Here is a 23,255-nt window from a genome sequence, read left to right as displayed (position 1 = left end):
TTCCTCCGATTTATTCTTTTTCTTCTACTTCAACATAAACACGAAAATATTTGTTTGTTCCTTTATTCGCATAAGCATCCGATACTTCCAGAATATCCAATTCTTTATGCTTTTCCAAAATACGACGGAACCATTGAATATCCTTTAAAGTACCCTGTAATCTAATTTTCAGCATACATATCCTCCCAGTCTTTGTAAAAACAATACTCTGGATAACGGATTTTAATGGCTTCCCAAAAATACCGGGCATATCCGCAGCAAAACAGATCTTCTACGGTATAATACTGGCACTCTTTTAACTGATCTTCCTCTGCTTCATAATCTCCGACACTTGGTGTCCCATTGCAGTAAAGATTAAATGCCATGCGGACGATCCGTAAACTTCCACTGGTCTGCCATCCTTCCTGCAGGCATTCCGTTTTTACACATCCAGTTTTAAAATTATAGATTTTATCCACATTATTTCTCGTATCTCTGTCAATACCCAGGCAATAAACCAGAGCCTGATGGTAGACATCCTGATATCTGCATTTTTTCAGATATTCCATATAAAATTTTTCGTGTTCCTTGCTCTTGAAAGTAATTGTGCGAGAATTGCTATTCCCTGCTCTTAACGCTGTGTTTGTCATTGCTTCTTCTCCTTTAAACTGTTATTTTTTACTTTAATTTGGATTTCGACTACAACAAAAAAAGGACACTTCCCTAAAATTTCTCTTAGGAAAATGTCCTTGCGATACATTTATAAAGCTCAATTCATAAGCACAACAACGTAATATCAAGTGTTATCACGTATTATACAACAAAAATTTGTTGTACTTTTGTTGTAGTATGCAACTTTTACAAACACATTTTTTGATTTTTAGTATAACTTTGCACCTGCTGGAATATGGTCATCAACCATCAGAAGATGAAGTTTTTCTTCGCCCTCTTCCTCATGGATTGCACTAAGTAACATTCCACAAGAATCAATTCCCATCATAGCTCTTGGTGGCAGGTTTGTGATAGCGATCAGTGTTTTTCCAACCAATTCTTCTGGCTCATAATAAGCGTGAATACCGCTTAAAATGGTACGATCTGTGCCTGTTCCATCGTCCAGAGTGAACTGTAACAGCTTCTTGGATTTCTTAACTGCTTCACATGCTTTTACCTTTACAGCTCTGAAATCTGACTTGCTGAAAGTATCAAAATCAACCATTTCTTCGAATAATGGCTCAACTTTTACTTTGGAAAAATCAATCTTCTCAACTGGCTTTGTTTCCTGTGCTGCATTGTTTGCTTCGTTCTTAGCAGCTCCCTGTGACTTCATTGTCGGGAACAGCAGTACGTCACGGATTGCCTGGCTGTCTGTAAGTAGCATAACCAGACGGTCGATTCCGTATCCGATACCACCTGTAGGCGGCATACCGATCTCCAGTGCATTCAGGAAGTCTTCATCTGTGTGGTTTGCTTCCTCATCTCCTGCGTCAGCAAGAGCATCCTGTGCTTTGAAACGCTCTCTCTGGTCAATCGGGTCATTGAGCTCGGAATATGCGTTACACATTTCCCATGTATTAATGAACAGCTCGAAACGCTCTACCTTATTCGGATCAGAAGGCTTCTTCTTTGTCAGCGGAGAAATCTCGATTGGATGATCCATGATAAATGTTGGCTGGATCAGTTCTTTTTCACAGTATTCCTCGAAGAACAGGTTGATGATATCACCCTTCTTATGACGTTCTTCATATTCAATATGATGCTCATCTGCAAGCTTCTTAGCTGCTTCATCATCTGCAACTTCATCAAAGTCAATTCCTGCATATTTCTTGATCGCATCATTCATGGTCAGACGTTCAAAAGGTTTGCTGAGGTCGATCTCGATACCATTGTAGGAAATCTTCGCAGAACCACAAACCTTCTCTGCCAGATAACGGAACATAGACTCAGTCAGTTCCATCATGCCTTCATAATCTGTATATGCCTGATAAAGCTCCATCAGAGTGAACTCCGGATTATGACGGGTATCTACACCTTCATTACGGAATACACGTCCGATCTCATAAACTCTCTCAAGACCACCGACGATCAGTCTCTTCAGGTAAAGTTCAAGAGAAATACGAAGCTTAACATCTTCGTTCAGTGCATTATAATGAGTCTCAAAAGGTCTTGCCGCAGCACCGCCTGCATTTGCAACCAGCATCGGAGTTTCCACTTCCATGAAGTCACGGTCTGCAAGGAAGTTACGGATTTCTTTCAGGATCTGGGAACGTTTGATAAATACATTCTTGCTGTCCTGGTTCATGATAAGGTCTACATATCTCTGACGATAACGGGTGTCTGTATCTGTCAGTCCGTGGAATTTCTCAGGAAGAATCTGTAAGCTCTTGGAAAGAAGAGTCATGCTTTCTGCATGGATAGAAATCTCACCTGTTCTTGTTCTGAATGCAAAGCCTTCCAGTCCGAAGATATCACCGATATCAGATTTCTTGAAATCTGCATAGGAGTCTGCCCCAATAGCATCTCTTGCTACATATACCTGAATATTTCCCTGTAAATCCTGGATATTGCAGAAAGAAGCTTTTCCCATAACACGTTTAAACATCATACGGCCAGCAATAGATACATGGATTGGACTGGCATCCATAATGCTTCTTCTTTCTTCGTAATCTTTCTTCAGGGCTTCCTTTGCCTGCTCTTCGTCAAGATCTGCTACGTCCGGCTCTGTACGATCCTTTAACAGTTCTTTCTCATGTGCTTCATAAAGCTCTTTTACTTCCAGTGAATGATGTGTCTGGTCAAATTTTGTGATCTGAAACGGATCCTTGCCGTTGGCCTGAAGCTCTGCCAGTTTATCCCGGCGAACCTTCAGTAACTGGTTTAAATCCTGTTCCTGCTGCTTCTGCTGTGCCACCTTGGTTCCTCCTTATATATTTGTGTCTCTCTGTGTCTTATATATTTCTCTGAATCTCCAGAACTTTGTATTTCATGATTCCGGACGGCATCTCTACCTCTACTACATCACCTGTATGTGCACCCATCAGTGCTTTTCCAACAGGAGATTCATTAGAGATCTTGCCTTCCAGGCTGTTTGCCTCTGTGGAACCTACAATCTTCAGCTCTATATCTTCTTCAAATTCATAATCGTGTACTTTTACCTTGCAGCCAACGTTGATTCTGTCAAGATCAACCTCATCTTCTACTACAACCTCTGCATTTTTTAAGATTTTCTCAATCTCTTCAATACGTGCTTCAATGTCTCTCTGTTCGTCTTTTGCTGCATCATACTCAGCATTCTCAGATAAATCGCCCTGTTCTCTGGCTTCCTTAATCTTTTCTGCTACTTCTTTTCTCTTTACTACCTTTAAATCATGCAGCTCTTCTTCCAGTTTTTTAAGTCCTGCATAAGTCAGTAAGTTCTTCTTTTCTTCCATTATAACCTTACTCCCTTTCAATATCCGGATTCTCTCATGCACTTATGGCAACCGGATCATTACATGGATTTATGTGTTCCCCGATACATCATACCTAAAAAAGGGCAGACTTATTCTAGGATATTCACAATTTCTGTATTATACAAAAAAGCCCCCGGATTGTCAAGCATTCCGGGCACTTTTCGTTACTGTTCACTCCGTTCACAGTAACGTATCCAAAATCAACAATACATAAATGCTGACATTATAATTTCATCAGCAATTCCTGTAGTGCTTCATAACTTTCTATTGTATTGGATGCTCTTCTCAATCCTGCGCTGTGTCTCATACCGGCTGTGTACCAGGCTACATGCTTACGCATTTCCCGGATTCCTGTAAACTCTCCCTTTAACGCAATCTGCGCTCTGGCATGGCGCAGGATCATTTCCCTGATTTCCTCTGAGGAAGGTCTGGATAAAAGCTCTCCAGTTTGGAAATAATGGTTCATCTCCCGGAAAATCCAGGGATTTCCCCTGACAGCCCTTCCAATCATTACTCCATCACAGCCAGTCTGCTTCAGCAGTGCTTCCGCTTTCAACGGTGAATCTACATCTCCGTTTCCAATCACAGGAATAGAAACTGCCTCTTTGACCTGACGAATTATATCCCAGTCTGCTGTGCCGGAATAGTACTGCTGTCTGGTCCTGCCATGAACAGCAATAGCTGCTGCCCCGGCATCCTCTGCCCGCCTGGCAATTTCCACAATGTCCACCGGTGCATTTTCAAAACCAATACGCACTTTTACAGTCACAGGCTTTTGAATGGCAGAAGACACACTTTTTATAATCTGCACAATCAACTCCGGATTTTTCAGTAATGCTGAGCCCTCTCCATTATTTACCACCTTGGGTACCGGGCAGCCCATATTAATATCCAAAATATCAAAATCCTTATCCTCAATGGATTTCGCAACCTCTGCCATCAATTCCGGCTCACTGCCAAAAAGCTGCATGGATACCGGATGTTCACAGGGATCAATTTTCATCAAGGCAATGGTGTTTTTATTATGGAAAGAAATGGCTTTGGCACTTATCATTTCCATACAGATTAATCCCGCTCCCTGTTCCTTACACAGTGTACGGAATGGCATATCCGTCACTCCTGCCATAGGTGCCAGTACAAACGGATTCTCAATTCGTACATTGCCAATTTTCCAGCTCATATCCCTTCCCCGGATATCCTTCTGTCTGTGGTTACACTGTGCCTTTTTTAATCCTGCTTCCATATTTATTCCTCGCTATGCGGAACTTTTTTCAAATCATCCTCTGTAATATCTCCCAGGAAAAATACTCTATAATACATTTCCAGAGATTCCAGCAGTTCTTTTTTCTCAGTCTGGAGCTGCTTGATTTTCAGAGCACTGCCAATCTCATCATAACGGGCGTCTGCCTCTAATGCCTCTGTTTTGAATTCCAGAGTTCCATCCTGTGCAAACTCCAATGTAAGAATTCCTCCCACATCCTCTGTAAAAAGGACGCACATAATCTGCAATTCCTTTTTCACATGATCCGGAAGGGCATTAAAATCCTGGTTAAAATAAAATTTCTGCTCATAAGCGCTTGCACCACAGAGCACAATATTATCCTGATACATAAAAATATTTCCTCCTAATACATTTCTCAATCATACATAACTGTATAATCCCCGCACAGATACCTCCCCTGCGCTGATCTTTGTCACTGTTCCATCCGCTTTTTCTACCAGAAGTTCCCCCTTTGTATCAATTCCTCTGGAAACTCCTTCAAAACTGTCTGCACCGTTAAGAACTCTTACCGGCTGGTTAAGATTAGCCAGGATCCTGTGGTATTCTTCCAGAAGATTTTCAAAATCACAGGTCTGAATGAAGCGCTCATAATCCTCTTCAAAATGTTTCATCACAAGCCCGATGATCTGATTACGGTCATACTCCTGTCCACTTTCCATAGCAAGAGAAGTTGCTTTATCCTGCATTTCCTCCGGAAATTCCCAAAGATTCACATTAATTCCCACTCCGATAAGTACATAACCGATCTTTGTACCGTTAGTTCCCATCTCAGTCAGAATCCCACAGATTTTCTTTCTGGAAAGCACCACATCATTGGGCCACTTAATACTTACTTTAAATCCTAACTCATCCACTGCCTGCGCAACAGCAAGTCCCATGACCAGGGTCAGCATAGATGCATACTGAGGTTCAAATTCCGGACGGAGGAGAATCGTCATCATAACAGAACTGCCCTCCGGCGCTTCCCATTTCCTGTCAAAACGTCCCCGGCCTGCAGACTGGAACTCTGCTACTGCCAGAGTTCCGTGCTCTGCCCCTTCCTTTGACAGTCTCTTGATCCAGGAATTGGTAGAATCCACCTTTTCAGCAAAATAGACGGTTTTGCCCGCCCATTTTGTCTTGATTGCCTGTGATATTGTTTTCTCATTATATTCTGCTGATTTTAACACGATTATTCCTTCTCCGGTTCTCCCAAAGTAGCAACCATCACAGCTTTGATAGTATGCATACGGTTCTCAGCTTCATCAAATACCTTGGACTGTGCAGATTCAAATACTTCGTCTGTCACTTCCATATCTGTCAGATTGAATCTTTCACCCATCTCTTTGCCAATCTTTGTCTTCAGATCGTGAAAAGCAGGAAGACAATGAAGGAAGATTGCTTTCTCACCGGCATTTTTCATAACCTGTGCTGTTACCTTATAAGGTGTAAGGTCACGGATTCTCTCTTCCCAGATTTCATCCGGCTCTCCCATAGAAACCCATACATCTGTATAGATCACATCTGCATCCTTTGTTCCTACCTCCACATCTTCTGTCAGAGTAACACTTCCGCCGGAAGCCTGGGCATATTTTTCACACAGCGCTACCAGCTCTGCATTTGGAAAATATCTCTCTGTAGTGCAGGCTACAAAATGCATGCCCAGTTTTGTGCAGGCGATCATCAGGGAATTTCCCATATTATAGCGGGCATCTCCCATATATACCAGCTTACGTCCCTTCAGATCTCCAAAATGCTCACGGATCGTAAGCATATCTGCCAGCATCTGTGTGGGATGATATTCATTTGTCAGACCATTCCATACAGGAATTCCGGCATATTTTGCAAGTTCCTCTACAATATCCTGGCCATAACCGCGATATTCAATACCATCATACATTCTTCCCAGAACTCTGGCTGTATCTGCAATGCTCTCTTTCTTTCCTATCTGAGATCCTGAAGGATCCAGATAGGTACTTCCCATTCCTAGGTCATGGGCAGCTACCTCAAAGGAGCAACGGGTTCTTGTACTTGTTTTTTCAAAAATAAGTGCAATATTTTTTCCTCTGTAATATTCATGAAGCTCTCCGGCTTTTTTCTTTGCCTTCAGCTCTGCGGCCAGATCGATCAGATAGGTAATTTCTTCCGGTGTAAAATCTTTTAATGTCAGAAAATTTCTTCCTTTTAAGTTCATAATAATCTTCTCCTCGATGTCAATTGCTTACTGCTGTTCGTTAATATTATTTATTCTCCGGCTCAGTGACGATCTCCTTCAGAGAGCTTGCCAGACCGGCGATTCCCTGAATATCTGAAGGGATAATGATCTTGGTTGATTTTCCGTCTGCAGCCTTGGCAAAGGCTTCCAGGCTCTTCAGTGTAAGCACTGCCTGGTCAGCGCCTGCCTCACGGATCATGCGGATACCTTCCGCATTGGCATTCTGTACTTTCAGTACTGCCTCTGCCTGACCTTCAGCCTCTTTGATCATACGTTCTTTCTGAGCCTCTGCCCGAAGGATCGCTGCCTGTTTTTCAGCCTCTGCATCCAGAATCGCAGACTGTTTCTTACCCTCTGCCACAAGGATTGTTGATTTCTTCTGACCTTCTGCGATCAGAATCGCTTCTCGACGCTCACGCTCTGCTTTCATCTGCTTCTCCATGGCATCCTGAATGGCAGCCGGCGGAATAATGTTTTTCAGCTCCACACGATTTACCTTAATTCCCCATGGATCAGTAGCCTCATCCAGAGAAGCTCTCATTTTGGTATTGATGGTTTCACGGGAAGTGAGGGTCTCATCCAGTTCCATGTCACCAATAATATTTCTCAATGTTGTAGCAGACAGATTCTCAATAGCCATGATTGGATTCTCTACACCGTAAGTATAAAGCTTGGGATCTGTAATCTGGAAAAACACAACGGTATCAATCTGCATAGTTACATTATCTTTGGTAATAACCGGCTGCGGTGGAAAATCTACAACCTGCTCTTTCAGATTCACCTTTCTTGCCACGCGCTCAATAAAAGGTACCTTGAAATGAATACCTGTGCTCCAGGTAGCCTGATAAGCTCCCAGTCTCTCCAGGATCACCGCATATGCCTGCGGCACAATGCGAATACAGGATGCAAGCACCCATGCTACAATCACAATAATTACAATCAGAAATATTGCTCCTCCCATAACTCTATCCTCCTTATTCTCAATTACGGTTGGTCTGTCTTTCTTACGATAAGCTTCACACCCTGGATCTCCCGGATCTCTACTATGGTATCTTTTTCAATTTTTACTCCGTCATCCACAGACCGGGCAGTCCATTCAATGTCATTGATCCGCACCTGACCGGTTTGTGCCAGATTGTCTATCTCCTGGATCACGACTGCTTTTTTCCCTATCAGACTGTTTGCATTTGTCTGTACGGTTTCTTTATTAAAATACCTCATAGCTACCGGTCTGGTAAAAATCAGAAGTACCACAGAAACACAGAGAAAAAGTAAAATCTGTATTGTCAGATTTGCCCCGGCATAAGACGCAATCGCTGCGATCAATGCCCCTCCGGCAAACCAGATGGTGGTGAGTCCTGCGGTAATCGCTTCTATAAAAAGCAGTGCCGCCAGAATACCCAACCAGATCAAAGGTTGCATGAAACTCCCCCTTTCCAAGGCTTACTGCTGCCGTCTCTGACGCGCAGCCTCGTACATCAGAATCCCCGAAGCCATAGCAGCATTCAAAGATTCCACTTTTCCACACATAGGAATACGGACCAGACAGTCTGCACTGTTTGCTGCTTCCTCTGTCAGTCCTTTTCCTTCATTACCAATGAGAAAGGCCGTTCCTCCTGTATAAGATTCCTGGTCATAGGAATTGCGCCCTTTCAAATGTGCGGCAAAGGTACGGATATTATGTTTTTTCAGTTTCTGAGTCAATGATACCACACTTTCTGCATATAGAAAAGGCATTCTGTAGACAGATCCCATGGTAGATCTTATTACTTTGGGATTTGTAATATCCACGCAGGTTCTGGTAAGAAGAACCCCGCTTACCCCGGCACCTTCCCCTGTTCTGAGAATAGTTCCTGCATTTCCGGGATCCTGCAGATCCTCCAAAACCATAACCAAAGGATTCTTACCTCCCAGAATGTCTTCCAAAGTATAGGAAGGTCTTCTTAACACGGTAAGGATTCCCTGGGGTGTCTGGGTATCGCTCATCTGCCGAAAAACAGAGTCTGCCACAATATCATAGGGAAGCTTCTCTACCTGCTCCATCAATGCCGGATCAGAAGTCAGTGTCTCTGACACGTACACCTTCTCGATCCAGTCTGCCGGAGCTTCTCCAAACATCTTTCGTCCCTCTGCAACAAAAAGCCCTTGTTCTCTCCGGGCTTTTGTCTTCTGGTTTAACTGTATAATATTTTTTACCTGTCCGTTATTTACACTGGTAATCATATTTTATCCTCAATTTCCGGAAACCTTATTCAGGTCCTCGTTTTTTCCTATTGCCATCACTGTGCAGTCTGCCGGTAGCGGTTCAGTAGGACTGGGATTAATATCTACATCATTTCCCTGCTTCAGTCCTACCAAATTGATTTTATTTTTCTCTCTGATTTTCAGGTCACGTAAAGTTTTACCAATCCAACTGTCAGGAATTTTAAATTCCGCCATACTAAACTCCGGTGACAATTCAAAGGTATCCAAGAATCCGCTGGACAGAAGGTTTCTGGCAACCCGGACTCCCATGGACTGCTCCGGATATATCACCTTATCTGCACCGATCTTCTCCAGGATTCTGCCGTGAAGTGCATTCATGGCTTTCGCCATTACAAAAGGTACTCCCAGCTCCTTCACCTGCATGGCGGCTATAATACTGGCTTCCATATTCTCTGCCACTGCGATCACAGCCACATCCACATTCTGGACTCCCACAGACTGCAGGATTCCCGGTTCCTTCACATCTGCTTTCACAGCATAGGAAACCTTCTCCGCAATGTCCTGTACATTTTCCTCTCTGTCATCAATAGCTAATACATCACAGCCGGCATCCGCCAATGTAAGTGCTACTGTCATCCCGAACTGCCCCAGCCCGATCACCGCATAGGATCTACTATTCATATCCTGCCGTCCTCCTTATATTCATAACCTAACCGATCATAATATCTTCCTCAGCCAGATGTGCATTGGGAGATCTCTTCTGAGCACGTACTGTCACCGCTGTTCCCAGTGTCAGAGGACCAATTCTTCCCAGATACATGGTAATAATCACAATCCATTTACCTGCTGTACTCAACTGTGGAGTCAGTCCCCGGCTCAGACCAACAGTAGCTGCTGCAGAGGTAATTTCATAGATCACATCTGCCACAGGTGCTTCAGGCATAGCTGCACAGAGCAGGACACTCATTACAAATACTGTAAAAAGCCCCATACCTGCCACTACAATCGCAGAGCGCAGATAGCTCTCCCTGATTCTCCTGTTATGGGCTTCCACATCGTTTTTCCCCCGCAGATTTGCAAGAAGGCTCATTGCAAGGACTGCAATGGTAGTCGTTTTGATTCCACCGGCAGTACCCATAGGTGAGCCACCTATAATCATCAGCAGCAGACACAGTAAATAGGTTGCATTGGAAAACCGCTCCTGACTTATGGTAAAAAATCCTGCTGTCCTGGTTGTCACAGCCTGGAACATGGATGCCATAAGCTTTGTTCCTGTGGAATACCCGCCCATACTGTCCGGATTATGAAAATCAAACAGAAAGATCAGCATCGTACCACCTATAACCAGAATCGCTGTCATTGTGACAACGATTTTGCTGTGAAGCCGCAGCGAACGATATATTCTGCCAACAGAAAGCTTTCCGCGAAATACTTTTTTTATCTTATCCCAAAGATCCCACCAGACCACAAATCCAAGTCCGGACATAACGATCAGTCCCATAGTTGTAAAATTTACAACAGGGTCGGACACATAAGGCGCCAGACTCTCCTCACCCAGCAGATCAATTCCTGCATTACAGAAGGCTGATACTGCTGTAAAAACAGACTGTCCAACTCCTCTTACCAGGCCAAACTGCGGTACAAACCGAAAAGCATAGCATACTGTCCCGATTCCCTCTGCTCCGAGAACACAGAGCAGTACTCTCTTCACCACAACCACCATCCCGCTCATTCTGTCCAGGTTATAAGACTCTTGTATAATACGGCGGTTTCTTAATGATATTTTTTTCCGCAGACTTATAAAAATAATACTGCCCAGGGAGATCAGTCCCACACCTCCAATCTGGATCAGCAGCAGAATGATCACTCTGCCTGCCATGGACCAGTGTGATGCTGTTACTACTGTGACCAGCCCGGTTACACAGACACAGGTAGTCGCTGTGAACATTGCATCAGAAAAAGAAGTATGATTCCCGGGCGCCGCACAAAACGGCAGCCACAGGAGCAATCCCCCCAAGATAATCACTCCTGCAAAACCAAAAGTAATTATCTGAGCAGTATTTAATTTATGCAGTCTGTCATTTAACTGCATTTTATTATTCATTTGTTATTTATTATTTTTATCATAATTATGAGAAAGTGACTGGCATACTTCCCACTGGTAATCAGAAATACCCTTCTGCATAGCCAGTGCTTCATTGATGTCAAAGTCTACGAACTCGCCATGACGATATCCAACAACTCGGCATGTCTTGCCTGCAATCAGAAGATCTACAGCCAGAGCTCCCATCATTGACGCATATACACGGTCTTTACATGTAGGGCTTCCACCACGCTGCATGTGTCCCAGGATAGTAGCACGAGTCTCAATACCTGTAGCAGCTTCAATACGCTTTGCCATAGCCTCAGAATGTCCGATACCCTCTGCATTGATGATAATATGGTGCTTCTTGCCTTTCTTACGGCTTTCAATAATATTGTTGATCAGCTTCTGCTCATCATAGTCATATTTTTCAGGAATCAAAACATCCTCAGCACCATTTGCAATACCACACCACAGAGCCAGATAACCTGCTCCACGGCCCATAACCTCGATAATACTGCATCTCTCATGAGAAGTAGAAGTATCACGAACCTTATCAATAGCTTCCATTGCTGTATTAACAGCTGTATCGAAACCTATTGTATATTCCGTACATGCAATATCAAGGTCAATGGTTCCCGGTAATCCAATGGTATTTACACCCAGGTTTGCAAGTTTCTGTGCACCTGCAAAGGATCCGTCACCACCGATAACTACAAGTCCGTCAATACCATGCTTCTTACAGATCTCAGCACCTCGTTTCTGTCCCTCTTCTGTACGGAACTCTGCACAACGTGCTGTATAAAGGACTGTACCTCCACGTTCGATCGTATCTGAAACGTCCTTGGCGCTCATGTCGATAATCTCTTCGTTCAGCAGACCATTGTATCCTTTAAGAATACCCTTTACATTAAGTCCATTGCTTAAACCTCTTCTGACTACCGCACGGATTGCAGCGTTCATTCCAGGTGCGTCACCACCGCTGGTGAGGACACCAATGGTTTTAATCTTTTTTTCTGCCATCTTTTCTTCCTCCATCTTCTGAATCTATTATCTCAATTTACTATACACATATTCGCGTATTAGTTTAGCGCATTTCTAAAATTTTTTCAATCCTCTTTCTACAACTTTAACATTGGTTTTACCATATTTTTCGCTCATCTGACTCAGCCAGGGCTCCTGTATCTGTACCTGCCAGTTCATAGGAAGCTTTTTCATGGCTTTTACATCCTTCAGATAGATCACCACACCGGAATTTCCCGAAGACAGCTGCAGATCCCGGAGCAGCTGTGGTTCCTTTTCACCATAGTCACTGCGGCTGTCGAACTGTATCCATAGCTCTCTCGGAACATCATCAAAAGATCTGATTTTCTCCAGAATCAGCTTACTGGCCTTGTCATCTTCAGCAGAGACTCTTCCCTGTATAAAAACTTTTCCGTCTTCATTCAAAAGACTCTGGCTTTTCTCATAGTCTCTGGGAAATACTACAACCTCTACTGTTCCCACCAGATCCTCCACTGTCAGGAATGCCATCACTTTATTATTTTTTGTATACTTTATAGTTTTCTCGGTAATCATTCCACCAATAATAACCTTCTGACTGTCCATTACCTTTGGCAGGTTTGTTTCCTCATCTGGCTGAAAATCCGAGGTTCTGGCTGTGATGGTTTTCTCCATTATTCCTCTGCAGCTCTCCAGAGGATGTCCGCTCAGATAAATGCCCAGCACATCTTTTTCAAAAGCAAGAATTTCTTCTTTATTATATTCCTCTACATTGGGCATCCTGATTTCAAATTCTTTTTTTTCTTCATCGCTCACCAGATCAAACAAACTCATCTGACCTGCCAGGGAGTTCTTTTTTTCCAGACTGATACTGTCAGAAATCTGCTGGTAGACCATCATTTTCTGACGACGGTTACCCTCCAGACAATCCAGAGCTCCCGCTTTGATAAAATTCTCTATTGCTCTCTTATTTATCTGTGAAGAATTACGCTCCATAAAATCCTTCAGGGATTGATACTGACCATTATCTTCCCTCTCCTTTACCAGAGCTTCGATCACCGGTCGTCCCACACTTTTGATCGCGGACAGGCCATATCGGATCGCACCGTTATCTACAGAGAATCCATACATTCCACAGTTCACATCCGGCGGCAGGATCTTAATCCCCATCTGTCTGCAGACCAGAATATATTCAGCAACCTTATTTGGGAAATCAATAACCGATGTCATAAGTGCAGCCATAAATTCTACAGGATAATAGTACTTCAGATATGCTGTCTGGTAGGAAACAACTGCATAGGCTGCTGCATGGGACTTATTAAAGGCATACTTTGCAAAATCAATCATATCATCATAGATCTTATTTGCAGTTTTCTCATCAATTCCATTTGCAATACATCCGGGAACTCCCTCTGCTTCATTTCCATAAACAAAATTCTGGCGCTCCTTTTCCATGACAGAGGCCTTCTTTTTGGACATTGCACGGCGCACCAGGTCGCTTCGGCCCAGAGTATAACCTGCCAGATTACGGACGATCTGCATAACCTGCTCCTGATAGACAATACACCCATACGTAGGCTTCAGGATTGACTCCAGCTGAGGGCAGTCGTAGCGGATGGTATCCGGACGGTTTTTACCACGGATGTACTGAGGGATGAAATCCATAGGACCCGGACGGTAAAGGGAAATTCCCGCGATCACATCTTCCAGGCTCTGAGGCTTCAGTTCCTTCATGAAGTTCTTCATTCCCGCACTTTCAAGCTGGAATACTCCATCGGAACGACCGGTACCAAGGGAATCCAGGACCTTTTTATCATCATAATCAATTTTCTGCATATCCAGAGTCACACCTGCATCCTTCTGGATCAGCTTTACTGCATTCTGGATCACAGTCAGGGTACGAAGTCCCAGGAAGTCCATTTTCAGAAGTCCCAGTTCCTCCAGTGTTGTCATAGTAAACTGAGTGACAATAGAACCGTCTGATGCTCTGGAAAGCGGTACATATTCTGATACATCCTTCTGGCTGATGACCACACCTGCCGCATGCATGGAGGTATGACGCGGAAGTCCCTCCAGACGTCTTGCCATATCGATCAGATAATGAATTTCATCCTGCTCCTGGTATGCTTTTTTCAGCTCAGGGTTCATAGTAAGGGCCTTATCTATCGTGATATTTAATTCCTGCGGGATCATTTTCGCAATGGAATCCACCTGTGCATAAGGCATATCCAACACACGGCCCACATCCCGGATCACCCCACGGGCTGCCAGAGTACCAAAGGTAACGATCTGAACCACACAGTCATCCCCATATTTACGGCGGACATATTCAATAACCTCCTGCCTTCTTTCGAAGCAAAAGTCAACGTCAATATCAGGCATGGATACTCGTTCCGGATTCAGGAACCTTTCAAAAAGCAGGTCATAGCGTATGGGATCAAGCTGTGTGATGCCTAAGGTATAGGCAACAAGACTTCCTGCTGCAGAACCACGTCCCGGGCCTACCATAATGTCATGATCACGGGCATATTTGATGAAATCCCATACTATAAGGAAGTAATCTACATAGCCCATATTTTTTATAGTAGATAATTCGTAATTCAGACGGGTTTTTAATTCCTCTGTAACCGGCTGATAGCGTTCCTCCAGTCCCTCGAAGCATAATTTATTAAGATATTCCCAGGATGTAAGACCATCCGGCACATCGAATCTTGGAAGCTTGGTCACGCCAAATTCAATCTCAACATGACATCTCTGTGCAATCTTATGGGTATTCTCCAATGCTTCCAGAGCATATGGGAAAAGTTCTGCCATTTCCTCAGGAGATTTCACATAATACTGACCACCCTCATAACGCATTCTGTCCTCGTCTGCCAGTTTCTTGTTTGTCTGCAGGCAGAGAAGAATATCATGAGGATCAGCATCCTCCGCCCTTGTATAATGCACATCATTAGTTGCCACAAGGTCAATCCCTGTTTCTTCGTGCATACGGAGAAGTTCCTGATTTACCAGTCTCTGCGCAGGGATTCCATGATCCTGTAATTCCAGAAAGAAATTGTCTTTACCAAAAATATCCTGATAACGAAGAGCTGCTGCCTTTGCATCTTCGTACATTCCTCTCTGAAGATATCTGGCCACTTCACCTGCCAGGCAGGCACTTAATGCGATAATCCCCTCATGGTATTCTTTTAATACTGCAAGGTCTACTCGAGGTTTATAATAGAAACCTTCTGTGAAACCCTTTGATACTATCTTCATCAGATTTGCATACCCCTGATTATTTTCTGCCAGAAGAACCAGGTGGTAGTATCTGTCCTCGCCGCTTCCTGCTTCACGGTCAAATCTGGATCCGGGAGCTACATAAACCTCACATCCCAGAATTGGATTGATTCCCTCGGCCCTTGCTGCGCGATAAAAATCAATCACACCGTACATAACTCCATGATCTGTGATCGCCGCACTGTCCATGCCAAGCTCTTTGACACGGGCTACATATTCTTTTATTTTATTGGAACCATCCAGCAGACTGTATTCTGTATGGACATGAAGATGTGTAAACTCCAACTCTATTTCTCTCCTGTTCTTATGCTTTAACTATTATATCGGTTATATTATCTGCAATTATTTCGCCAAAAATTTTCGCCCGGCAAATTATTGTATATGCCAGACCATACTATTTTTCCATGTTTATACAGTTCTTTTTACTTCGCGTAGATTCTCTTATCTTTAATCTCTACTTTGCCTTCCTTCATCAGATGGCCAATGGCACGTTTGAATGCTCCCTTGCTCAAACCAAATTCTCTCTGGATTACTTCCGGTGATGCCTTGTCATCAAATGGAAGAACACCTGCAAATTCATTGATCACTTCAAGGACATTTTCTGCATCCTCATTGATCTGCAGATATGCTTTCTGACGGTCTGTAACGTTCATTTTTCCATCTTCTTTTACGTCGCTGACACGCAGCTCCAGGATCTTGCCCGGATGGTATTTTCCCTTGGCTTCTCTTGCTGGGATCAGTGCAGAATATTTATCATCAACTGCCACAAATACACCGAATCTGTCACTGATCTCATAAACACGACCCTTCACCATATCTCCCACTACATAAGGAGTTCTGGTGGAAAGATAATGATAAACTTTCATAGTTGCACAGAGACGGCTGCTCTTGTCGATGTAAAGAGCTACCAATACATCCTCTCCTTCTCTTACTTTTAGAGTCTGCTCATGATATGGAAGCAGAAGATCTTTCTCCAGTCCCCAGTCAAGGAATGCACCAATCCTTGTTACCTGAGAGACTTTCAGAACTGCTGTCTGACCTACCTGAAGCTTTGGTTCTTTTGTTGTTGCAATAAGACGGTCCTGAGAATCCTTGTAGATAAATGCTTCCATGCTGTCGCCTTCCTTTGTTCCTTCCGGAACCTGTCTGGACGGAAGAAGGACACGATTCTTTGCATCTGCCTGCATATCCTCACCCAGATATACACCGAAATCTACGGACTTCACTACTGTTAATTTCTGTTTTTTCCCTAACTCTATCATATAATCTCCATTTCTGTTGTGATGATATATTTTCAAATACACCATACAGTATCATTCACTGACATTAATTTTATATTTCAGTATAACACAAAATACAAAGGCGGCACAATGCCACCTTTGTATTTTGTGCATAGAGAGAACTCTCTTTTTTATCAAGTGGATATTCGCAATCCGCTTCGCTACTTGATTCGGTTAAAAAATAAAGAAGCGTCCGAACCAGCATTTACTGATACTTACGCTTCTTCATCAGATAATTCTATCTCTTATTTATTATTACCCTGTCCATAATATGCATTTGCACCATGTTTTCTAAAGTAGTGCTTATCCTGCAGATCCTGTGGAGCAGGTTTTACCTGTGGATTGATCAGTTCACAGCGGGATGCCATTTTGGCAACTTCCTCAAGAACAACTGCGTTATGTACTGCTTCATGAGCATCCTTGCCCCATGCAAATGGTCCATGGTTTTTGCAAAGTACTGCAGGTACTGCTTCATAATCTTTATCCTTGAACAGATCAACGATCAGAAGTCCTGTGTTTTTCTCATATTCTTCAAATTCTTTGCCTTCCAGACAGCGTGCACATGGAACTTCACCATAAATATAATCTGCGTGTGTGGTTCCATAACATGGAATTGCTCTTCCAGCCTGCGCCCAGCTTGTTGCCCATGAAGAATGTGTATGTACAACTCCGCCAATGTTCGGGAACGCTTTGTACAGTTCTACATGAGTTGCTGTATCAGAAGATGGATTGTATTTTCCTTCTACCTTGTTTCCGTTCAGGTCTACAACGACCATATCATCCGGTGTCAGAAGATCATAGTCAACTCCACTTGGTTTAATAACAAAAAGTCCTGATTCTCTGTCAATTCCACTTACATTTCCCCATGTAAATGTAACAAGTCCGTATTTGGGAAGATCCATATTTGCTTTGTAAACTTCCTCTTTTAATTTCTCCAGCATAATTCGTACCTCTCCTTTTGCTTTTCAGATATTCTTTTACAATAGCTTTCAGATGTTCCGGTTTTTCTGCATATCCCACCCGGAAAATCTCTTGGTATCTGTATTATAGCACTTGTACGGTACATGTACCAACTTGTATGTTCACTATTTTAAAAAATTACAATATCTCCTGCTTCTTATGCTGAAATTCTACAATCGCATATGGCTTTCCTTCTGTGTCATCCAGTGATACAACTATCTTTTCAGCTTCTGTTTTCACTTTCGGACAGATAGCATCTCCCAGCTTTGCCTGCATTTTATATTCTGCACGCATCTGATATATTTCAAAATCTGTGGGCAAAAAATCTTCTGCCATACAAATGTACTGACAGTTATTCACATGATGGTTCGTATCCAGATGATGTTTCTGCACAGCAAAAGCTTCCTGCGGTATCATGTCTTCCGGCAATTTGATTTTTCTCGGAGCATAATCCATTTCCAGTTTTTCACTGAGTACATAGCCATCTGTATCTGCCGGAGTCAGTCTTGTGGGAATTCCTGTGCTGATCGTCAGATATGTCCAGTTGGTGTTTGCCCAGGCAAGCTTTTTCCCATCAGTTGTTTCCATGACAAAATTACGCATACCCATAAATCCTTTAAATGCATATGGTGCAGTCCTGATCCTGATTTCCGTTCCCAGCACCGGATATTCCTCAACAACCACCTGCCAGGAAGAAAGAACCCATGCCCTGTCTCTGTTTTTCAGTACATTGCCGCCCAGCCCGATCGACTCCGCATGAAATGTACTGCAATCCTGAAAATAATTCAAAACTCCCGGCAATGTCAACCTGCCATCCTCACCTGTTTCACTGTATCTAACTCTGCTGTTAAAACTGTAGTCCATCTTCTGTGTCCTCTTTTCTTATGTCACTGTAATTTTTTAATATGTTTCACTTCTATTATCTCATATAGATAAATCTATACCTTTTGCTTCGGAATAAATTCTATCTTAAGGCTCATTCCCATTCCTTCTGCCAGACGCTTTAATAGATTTACAGATGGATTTCTTGTTCCATTTTCCAGTTTACTGATATCCGCCTGATTAATACCAGTTCGCTTAGCCAGCTCATTTTGTGTCAGATTCTGAGAAGTTCTTGCATTAACAATAGCCCTGATTACGTCCATCTCCGGCTGAATTGCTTCATATTCCCTGACCAATTCCGGATCCTGCATTTGCTGCTTTTTATAATCTTCAAACGTTTTCATTCTTCTCCATCCTTTCTAAAAAATCTTTTCGCCTTGCTTTTGCTGTCTGAATTTGTTCTATTGGTGTTTTTCTGGTCTTTTTTATAAAACCATTTGTCAATATTATCTTTCTCTCATAAATAAAAAAATATAAAACTCTTGTGATATCATTTCCATCATTCCTATTAACTTTGCACGCATTTTTTTATCAAGAGAATTTAGAAACTCTTCTATAGGACATTCTCCATTTATCGCCTCATAAAAAATTATTTCAAAATTTTTCATTCAATACCTCTTTTATTTTATGGTATATATACCATAATGTCAATATCATTTACTGACTCATTTTTTTACAAATTGTTATATAAACTGGGATTTTTTCTGGCAGAACTGCCAAGAATGTTTATCTATAAATAATTCAGAAATATAGTTTTTATTATACTCTCAGATACAATATACCACAAGTCTAATCTTTCGACATAAGAAAAAAAAACAGACAGCTACATATTCAGCATCTGCCTGTTCTATTCTTTCATTATTCTGTTTCAGTCCCCACCCACTGCTTATTGCTTTTCGCAATTGAAGCAGGGGACTTACTTGATTCGGTTAAAATCCTACATCCCCAGTTCTCTTTTCACTTCATCCATTGCCGGAATAGAAGGAGTTGCCCCAGGTCTGGAAACTGCAATGGACGAAGCCTTGGCAGCCATCCTCAGAGCCTCCTGAACACTTCTGCCCTCAATAACTGCAGCAATGAAATATCCGGTAAACGTATCACCTGCAGCTGTAGTATCCACAGCTTTTACCTTGAAAATATCTTGGAAGACTTTTTCCTTTCCATCATAATAAACAGCTCCATCGCTGCCCAGTGTCAATACAAAACGGGCATTGGGAAATTTCTCTGCCATGGCATCCAGAATCTGGTCCTTATCCTTGTATCCTGTAATCTGTTCACCCTCAATTTCATTCAGCAAAAACAGGTAAACCTTGCCTAGGTCACAGGTAATCAGCTTATCATCAAATGGAGATGGATTCATGACAATCTTCATTTTTTTCTCATATGCCTGATCAATAATATAATCCAGCATATTGATCTCATTTTGAAGAAGCAGATAATCTCCCTCACCAAAATCTGCAAGCACTTCGTCTACAAATTCTCTGGTCTGCATCTGATTTGTTCCGCCATAGAGAATAATGCAGTTCTGTGCATTCTTATCCACCTGGATCATAGTATGTCCACCCTTAACCGGCAACCTGCGGATATATTTGGTATTTACCCCCGCTTCCTTACATGCATCCAGAAGAATATCCCCATCTGATCCAACAATTCCCGCATGATAAACCGACACACCTGCCTTCGCCAGAGCTATGGACTGATTCAGTCCCTTTCCCCCACTGAAAACCTCCAGCTTGGAAGAATGCTGTGTTTCTCCTCCTACAATAATGTGATCCACAGAATATACATAATCCACGTTCAATGAACCATAATTTAATACCTTCATGTAAAAACCTCCCTGTTATAAATATGCCGATACTATAACCTACATCTACAAACTGTTCTGTATCCTTGCCAACACTGTGACATGCTATTATATTTATTTTATCAGACATATCCCATACTTACCAGAGAATTTTTCCAATCTATTTCCCTTACTTTTATTTTTTCGCCGCAAATGTGATCATCACCTTAAACAGATCCCCATCCAGATACAGCTTAAACTCACCGCCCTGCAGCTCTGTCAGGCTCTTTGCAATAGAGAGACCCAATCCGCTTCCTTCTGTATTTCTCGCCACATCTCCTCTGATAAACCGTTCTGTCAGTTCATCTGCAGAGATATTCAAAGACTGTGCTGAAATATTTTTCAGAGAAAACGTTACTTTTTTATTTCTGTTGCTGATTTCTGCATAAACTCTGGTGCCTTCCATTGCGTACTTCACAACATTTCCGAATACATTTTCCAGAACACGCCACATCCTCTGACCGTCTGCGTAAATAATGGAGGGTTCATCTGTGAAATGTACCATCATAGTCAGATTCTTTTCCTGAAATTTCTCTTCAAATTCTCCGATCACCTGCTGCACCATTTCCACAAAATCAATATCATTCATCTCCAGCTTAATGTTTCCTGTGCTTGCCTTGGATGCCTCTACCACATCCTCTGTGAGCACCTTCAGTCTCTGGGATTTCTCATCCAGGATGCGTAAATATTCCTGTATTTTCGGATCTGTCGGATTTTCCCGTTTCATCAGATCTACATAATTGATAATGGAAGTCAGAGGTGTTTTCAGGTCATGGGAAACATTTGTGATCAGTTCTGTCTGCATTCTTTCCTTTTTCAGGCTGTTCTCCACAGCAGCATCCAGACCACTGCCAATATTGTTAATATATTCTGCCATCACCTTCTGTTTTCCTGTAAGTGTATCTGTTTTGATCTTATATTGCAGTTCTCCATCGCTTATTTTCTTCAGACCATCCATAATAAGATCCAGCCCGTCCGCTTTTCTGATGGCAAAAATTATAGCAGCCACATCTACAGCCATCAATGCCAGCAGGAATACTCCTGCACCACTGAATACGCAGCCGATGATCAGGAACTGCAAAAATAAAAATGCACCTCCCACAAGCAGAACTTTTATTTTTTCTGCTGTATTTCTGGAAAAAGCTCTGGCAAAATCGGCAAGCTTCCCACTGCATTTTCCAATCCATTTCAGAACTGTTCTAATCAGACTGTTTTTCCATAAGGTTCCTGCTTTTATTCTTCTTACCAGGCTGAGATATCCGATCAAAAACCATGCCATTGTATAAGTTCCACATATGAGACAGGTAACAATCACTGTCACTACTACATGACTGTAACCCAATGATGAGTTGGCGATCAAAGTTCCCGATAGGATCATTCCTGCCAGCCATATACCGATCACTGCTCCTGCCGCGATTTCTGTATACCATCTGTCAAATCCATTGAGATGGATTTCTTCATCCTCCGGTTTCCTTCCTGCTGTCACAGTCAGCCACACCATGCCGATCAGCCAGAGCACACTTCCAAAGATTGCTCCTGCCAGCATCGGAAACATAAGCTTTGAATATGTCTCATAGTTCTCTGCCTCATCAGCCATGGAATCTGCCACAGAAAATTTCGTATCAACCGAAACTGCAAATACAAAATTCTTTGTGTCAAAGCTCTGATCAATGGTATGATTCCACACCTGCAGATCTGCATCTGGAATATTTGTAACACACTTACTTAATTCCGGGTAAACAACTGCATATGCTTTTTCCTTAAATATTTTCTCAAGGTTCTGCTCCAGCTGTGCGTAACTGCTGTACGCTTTTTTATTTGTATAGATTGTCTGTGTTTCTTTATCTGCGAAAAGATATGTGAGGTTGGTACTCCCTTCGGTATAGTCTCCCACGCTGTGAAAGACGGATGCCAGTGATGTTTCATAATCATTGAACTGTTCATCTGACTGTATGGCACGGATGCAGTCCAGAAGTGTGAATAACTCCTTATATGCATCCTCCAGTCTCCCATTCCATTCCGTGCTTTTGTTTACCGCATCCAGGATATTCTCAGCTCCCTGTGGTGCAAATTTCTCGTCCAGCTGACTCAGTTCTACGAAAAAACATCCCGGATATTCTGTGTTTGTTCTGGTATCCGTAACGTTGCCGATATTCTCTGATTGTGAGGTATATCTGTAATAAAGTTCATCTGCTACGGTATCCAGTTTCTCGGACTCGGTCTTTGATTCGAAATCATCTTCTTCAAGAAAATCTGTATTGTAATTAATTTTCAGTGTTCCATCTGCCACCATCTTTTTAAAGTCAGTCCGATAAAAATAGTGGCTGGTTCCGTCAGAAGATTCACATCTTATGACCTGTGAATCTTCGTCATAAACACCTTCATAATAGTTTGCCTCCCAGTCTTTTCCCCACTCCAGAAGATCACTTACAGAGTACGCAAGCCCGGAAGTATTTTTCAGAGAAAGGTCTCTGATGGAATCACGGGTGTTTCCTTTTTCCTCAAATTCTGCCAGATCGATCACTGCCGATGAACCAGCATTTTTCAGATAGTTAATGTCATCCTGCGCTGCCAGACTGACCAGAATATCTGATCCTCTGTTGCTGACCTGTTTCTCAAATGCTTCTGATTCTGTGTAACTTTTGCCTCTGTCATCCAGGCGGATTCCAGTCTGATAGATCATCACAAACATAGCTGCACAGACTGCTGCTGCAACTGCTGCCAGATGCGCGATCACGATCCAGATTGCCTTGACAGAACTGCTTCTGTATCCTTTTCCCTTCATAATGTTTGTCCCTTTCCTTTTTTATTTAATTT

At 42.6% G+C, this 23,255-nt stretch carries 23 protein-coding genes; all 23 read right to left on the bottom strand.

All coding sequences use genetic code 11. The features are described 5' to 3' along the window. Nucleotides 1-10: 10 nt before the first annotated feature. The 23 genes from H8Z82_RS10670 to H8Z82_RS10565 all read right to left on the bottom strand — a co-directional run bounded on the left by H8Z82_RS10670 (nt 11) and on the right by H8Z82_RS10565 (nt 23,223). Entirely contained in the window at nt 11-175 is a 165-nt protein-coding gene (locus H8Z82_RS10670; RefSeq protein WP_182432180.1) for a hypothetical protein, read from the bottom strand. Next, nucleotides 162-629 (bottom strand): DUF6075 family protein, encoded by a 468-nt coding sequence (locus H8Z82_RS10665; protein WP_118401274.1) that lies wholly within the window; start codon nt 627-629, stop codon nt 162-164. Before H8Z82_RS10665 ends, H8Z82_RS10670 begins: the two co-directional genes overlap by 14 nt. 230 nt (nt 630-859) lie before the next feature. Next, the gene (lysS, locus tag H8Z82_RS10660; RefSeq protein WP_186995099.1) at nt 860-2,887 is read right to left on the bottom strand and encodes a lysine--tRNA ligase; all 2,028 of its coding nucleotides are present in this window, start codon (nt 2,885-2,887) and stop codon (nt 860-862) included. Nucleotides 2,888-2,924: 37 nt separating this feature from the next. Next, nucleotides 2,925-3,407, bottom strand: a complete 483-nt coding sequence (gene greA / locus H8Z82_RS10655; RefSeq protein ID WP_019160344.1) for a transcription elongation factor GreA — start codon at nt 3,405-3,407, stop codon at nt 2,925-2,927. Nucleotides 3,408-3,651: 244 nt separating this feature from the next. Beyond that, on the bottom strand, nt 3,652-4,608 hold the full coding sequence (gene dusB, locus H8Z82_RS10650; protein WP_186995103.1) for a tRNA dihydrouridine synthase DusB: 957 nt from the start codon (nt 4,606-4,608) through the stop codon (nt 3,652-3,654). 65 nt (nt 4,609-4,673) lie between these two features. Then, on the bottom strand, nt 4,674-5,039 hold the full coding sequence (locus H8Z82_RS10645) for a DUF6145 family protein (RefSeq protein ID WP_186995098.1): 366 nt from the start codon (nt 5,037-5,039) through the stop codon (nt 4,674-4,676). 30 nt (nt 5,040-5,069) lie between these two features. Continuing rightward, nucleotides 5,070-5,879 carry a biotin--[acetyl-CoA-carboxylase] ligase gene (locus H8Z82_RS10640; protein WP_019160341.1) on the bottom strand — a complete coding sequence of 270 codons (810 nt, stop codon included), beginning with the start codon at nt 5,877-5,879 and terminating at the stop codon, nt 5,070-5,072. Between the two features lie 2 nt (nt 5,880-5,881). Further along, the gene (gene argF / locus H8Z82_RS10635) at nt 5,882-6,883 is read right to left on the bottom strand and encodes an ornithine carbamoyltransferase (protein WP_173743356.1); all 1,002 of its coding nucleotides are present in this window, start codon (nt 6,881-6,883) and stop codon (nt 5,882-5,884) included. A gap of 46 nt (nt 6,884-6,929) precedes the next feature. Beyond that, nucleotides 6,930-7,865, bottom strand: a complete 936-nt coding sequence (locus H8Z82_RS10630) for an SPFH domain-containing protein (protein WP_186995097.1) — start codon at nt 7,863-7,865, stop codon at nt 6,930-6,932. Between the two features lie 23 nt (nt 7,866-7,888). Beyond that, the gene (locus tag H8Z82_RS10625; RefSeq protein ID WP_019160338.1) at nt 7,889-8,326 is read right to left on the bottom strand and encodes an NfeD family protein; all 438 of its coding nucleotides are present in this window, start codon (nt 8,324-8,326) and stop codon (nt 7,889-7,891) included. Nucleotides 8,327-8,347: 21 nt separating this feature from the next. Further along, a complete protein-coding gene (locus H8Z82_RS10620) occupies nt 8,348-9,127 on the bottom strand; it encodes a TrmH family RNA methyltransferase (RefSeq protein ID WP_186995096.1) in 780 nt (259 codons plus the stop codon). 9 nt (nt 9,128-9,136) lie between these two features. After that, a complete protein-coding gene (locus H8Z82_RS10615) occupies nt 9,137-9,790 on the bottom strand; it encodes a potassium channel family protein (protein WP_186995095.1) in 654 nt (217 codons plus the stop codon). Nucleotides 9,791-9,818: 28 nt separating this feature from the next. Next, complete coding sequence (locus H8Z82_RS10610) at nt 9,819-11,213, bottom strand: TrkH family potassium uptake protein (protein WP_243176447.1); 1,395 nt, start codon at nt 11,211-11,213, stop codon at nt 9,819-9,821. A 3-nt stretch (nt 11,214-11,216) separates the two neighbouring features. Next, nucleotides 11,217-12,215, bottom strand: a complete 999-nt coding sequence (gene pfkA, locus H8Z82_RS10605) for a 6-phosphofructokinase (RefSeq protein ID WP_186995094.1) — start codon at nt 12,213-12,215, stop codon at nt 11,217-11,219. Nucleotides 12,216-12,290: 75 nt separating this feature from the next. Beyond that, nucleotides 12,291-15,758 carry a DNA polymerase III subunit alpha gene (locus tag H8Z82_RS10600; RefSeq protein ID WP_186995093.1) on the bottom strand — a complete coding sequence of 1,156 codons (3,468 nt, stop codon included), beginning with the start codon at nt 15,756-15,758 and terminating at the stop codon, nt 12,291-12,293. A 137-nt stretch (nt 15,759-15,895) separates the two neighbouring features. Continuing rightward, nucleotides 15,896-16,735 carry a CvfB family protein gene (locus H8Z82_RS10595; protein ID WP_186995092.1) on the bottom strand — a complete coding sequence of 280 codons (840 nt, stop codon included), beginning with the start codon at nt 16,733-16,735 and terminating at the stop codon, nt 15,896-15,898. 263 nt (nt 16,736-16,998) lie between these two features. After that, the gene (locus H8Z82_RS10590) at nt 16,999-17,694 is read right to left on the bottom strand and encodes an L-ribulose-5-phosphate 4-epimerase (protein WP_019160331.1); all 696 of its coding nucleotides are present in this window, start codon (nt 17,692-17,694) and stop codon (nt 16,999-17,001) included. Nucleotides 17,695-17,851: 157 nt separating this feature from the next. Continuing rightward, nucleotides 17,852-18,577, bottom strand: coding sequence for an acyl-[acyl-carrier-protein] thioesterase (locus tag H8Z82_RS10585; protein ID WP_186995091.1), 726 nt, complete (start codon nt 18,575-18,577; stop codon nt 17,852-17,854). Between the two features lie 74 nt (nt 18,578-18,651). Next, the gene (locus H8Z82_RS10580; RefSeq protein WP_173743347.1) at nt 18,652-18,939 is read right to left on the bottom strand and encodes a helix-turn-helix domain-containing protein; all 288 of its coding nucleotides are present in this window, start codon (nt 18,937-18,939) and stop codon (nt 18,652-18,654) included. Further along, a complete protein-coding gene (locus H8Z82_RS17740; protein WP_330607928.1) occupies nt 18,926-19,039 on the bottom strand; it encodes a hypothetical protein in 114 nt (37 codons plus the stop codon). Before H8Z82_RS17740 ends, H8Z82_RS10580 begins: the two co-directional genes overlap by 14 nt. Nucleotides 19,040-19,041: 2 nt before the next feature. Continuing rightward, the gene (locus tag H8Z82_RS17735; RefSeq protein WP_330607927.1) at nt 19,042-19,203 is read right to left on the bottom strand and encodes a hypothetical protein; all 162 of its coding nucleotides are present in this window, start codon (nt 19,201-19,203) and stop codon (nt 19,042-19,044) included. A gap of 329 nt (nt 19,204-19,532) precedes the next feature. Beyond that, a complete protein-coding gene (locus tag H8Z82_RS10570; protein ID WP_186995090.1) occupies nt 19,533-20,420 on the bottom strand; it encodes a ribokinase in 888 nt (295 codons plus the stop codon). 154 nt (nt 20,421-20,574) lie between these two features. Continuing rightward, complete coding sequence (locus H8Z82_RS10565) at nt 20,575-23,223, bottom strand: sensor histidine kinase (RefSeq protein WP_186995089.1); 2,649 nt, start codon at nt 23,221-23,223, stop codon at nt 20,575-20,577. Nucleotides 23,224-23,255 lie beyond the last annotated feature (32 nt).

It is taken from the genome of Blautia difficilis, from assembly GCF_014297245.1.
Lineage (GTDB): Bacteria > Bacillota > Clostridia > Lachnospirales > Lachnospiraceae > Blautia_A > Blautia_A difficilis.
Note: the sequence above shows the minus strand (reverse complement) of the source record. Positions and strands in the feature narration are given on the sequence as shown.

Coding starts and splice junctions, on each gene's coding strand:
- H8Z82_RS10670 (WP_182432180.1), bottom strand. CDS start 175: ATGCTGAAAATTAGATTACAGGGTACTTTAAAGGATATTCAATGGTTC.
- H8Z82_RS10665 (WP_118401274.1), bottom strand. CDS start 629: ATGACAAACACAGCGTTAAGAGCAGGGAATAGCAATTCTCGCACAATT.
- greA (WP_019160344.1), bottom strand. CDS start 3,407: ATGGAAGAAAAGAAGAACTTACTGACTTATGCAGGACTTAAAAAACTG.
- dusB (WP_186995103.1), bottom strand. CDS start 4,608: ATGAGCTGGAAAATTGGCAATGTACGAATTGAGAATCCGTTTGTACTG.
- H8Z82_RS10645 (WP_186995098.1), bottom strand. CDS start 5,039: ATGTATCAGGATAATATTGTGCTCTGTGGTGCAAGCGCTTATGAGCAG.
- argF (WP_173743356.1), bottom strand. CDS start 6,883: ATGAACTTAAAAGGAAGAAATTTTCTGACATTAAAAGATTTTACACCG.
- H8Z82_RS10630 (WP_186995097.1), bottom strand. CDS start 7,865: ATGGGAGGAGCAATATTTCTGATTGTAATTATTGTGATTGTAGCATGG.
- H8Z82_RS10625 (WP_019160338.1), bottom strand. CDS start 8,326: ATGCAACCTTTGATCTGGTTGGGTATTCTGGCGGCACTGCTTTTTATA.
- H8Z82_RS10620 (WP_186995096.1), bottom strand. CDS start 9,127: ATGATTACCAGTGTAAATAACGGACAGGTAAAAAATATTATACAGTTA.
- H8Z82_RS10615 (WP_186995095.1), bottom strand. CDS start 9,790: ATGAATAGTAGATCCTATGCGGTGATCGGGCTGGGGCAGTTCGGGATG.
- H8Z82_RS10610 (WP_243176447.1), bottom strand. CDS start 11,213: ATGAATAATAAAATGCAGTTAAATGACAGACTGCATAAATTAAATACT.
- pfkA (WP_186995094.1), bottom strand. CDS start 12,215: ATGGCAGAAAAAAAGATTAAAACCATTGGTGTCCTCACCAGCGGTGGT.
- H8Z82_RS10595 (WP_186995092.1), bottom strand. CDS start 16,735: ATGATAGAGTTAGGGAAAAAACAGAAATTAACAGTAGTGAAGTCCGTA.
- H8Z82_RS10590 (WP_019160331.1), bottom strand. CDS start 17,694: ATGCTGGAGAAATTAAAAGAGGAAGTTTACAAAGCAAATATGGATCTT.
- H8Z82_RS10585 (WP_186995091.1), bottom strand. CDS start 18,577: ATGGACTACAGTTTTAACAGCAGAGTTAGATACAGTGAAACAGGTGAG.
- H8Z82_RS10580 (WP_173743347.1), bottom strand. CDS start 18,939: ATGAAAACGTTTGAAGATTATAAAAAGCAGCAAATGCAGGATCCGGAA.
- H8Z82_RS17735 (WP_330607927.1), bottom strand. CDS start 19,203: ATGAAAAATTTTGAAATAATTTTTTATGAGGCGATAAATGGAGAATGT.
- H8Z82_RS10570 (WP_186995090.1), bottom strand. CDS start 20,420: ATGAAGGTATTAAATTATGGTTCATTGAACGTGGATTATGTATATTCT.
- H8Z82_RS10565 (WP_186995089.1), bottom strand. CDS start 23,223: ATGAAGGGAAAAGGATACAGAAGCAGTTCTGTCAAGGCAATCTGGATC.